Below are 648 nucleotides of genomic sequence, written 5' to 3'. Positions count from 1 at the left end.
CTACTTCAACAATGCCAGATAAATAATGCCTAAATTTAATGAAGAATTTGTTTGCTTTTTAACTCAGTTCTTTGTTGGCAACAGTTTTTTTATTCAGTTGTTCAATCATCATCATTATATTCCATAACGAGAATAAGTCACTTCCTTTTTTCGTAATGAAAATAGTTTCCTTTCCGTTAAATTCCGTAATTAACAATTCAGATTCATTTCGCTTTTTTATTTTCTTTAGTTTTGTTTCTCCAGCTTCTGCTTTTTCAAAATATTCTTTCCGATTTTTAGAATCAACATCTTTTATAGAATTCAATTCGACAGAGTTAAATTCAGTTCCGTCAAAACCAATGATTTTTTTTGTTCCGATTGCTGTCCAGTGCTTTTTTGAAACTGTAAAGAGTAAAATTATTTTTCCACAATCATTCTCATTGAAATGAGTTAAATATTCCGCTTTTTTATCAGCCGTTAAATTCTCAAACAAATGAACATTTTTATTCGGCAAATCGTGTTTTGAAGCTCGCCATTTAATTCTATTTTCAATAAACTCTTCTGTTTTCTGCATTTCGGTTAAATTGGCTACAACAAGTGGCATCAGTAGTAATACTTTGCTGATTTGCAATGAAACCTGACCAGTAATTAAAAAGTGTTTTTTCTACC

1 protein-coding gene is annotated in these 648 nt (G+C 29.9%); it reads right to left on the bottom strand.

Going from position 1 to position 648, the window contains the following annotated elements:
* Positions 1-58: 58 nt before the first annotated feature.
* Positions 59-553, bottom strand: a complete 495-nt coding sequence (locus tag Q0731_RS13120) for a hypothetical protein (protein WP_299064817.1) — start codon at positions 551-553, stop codon at positions 59-61.
* Positions 554-648 lie beyond the last annotated feature (95 nt).

This window comes from uncultured Polaribacter sp. (genome assembly GCF_947497695.1).
In the GTDB taxonomy this organism is placed as follows: domain Bacteria; phylum Bacteroidota; class Bacteroidia; order Flavobacteriales; family Flavobacteriaceae; genus Polaribacter.
The sequence above is the reverse complement of the archived record's forward strand: the minus strand, read 5'-3'. Positions and strand labels throughout refer to the sequence as shown.

What these genes read in the sequence shown, in the direction of transcription:
- Q0731_RS13120 (WP_299064817.1), bottom strand. Translation starts at nt 553, where the DNA reads ATGCAGAAAACAGAAGAGTTTATTGAAAATAGAATTAAATGGCGAGCT.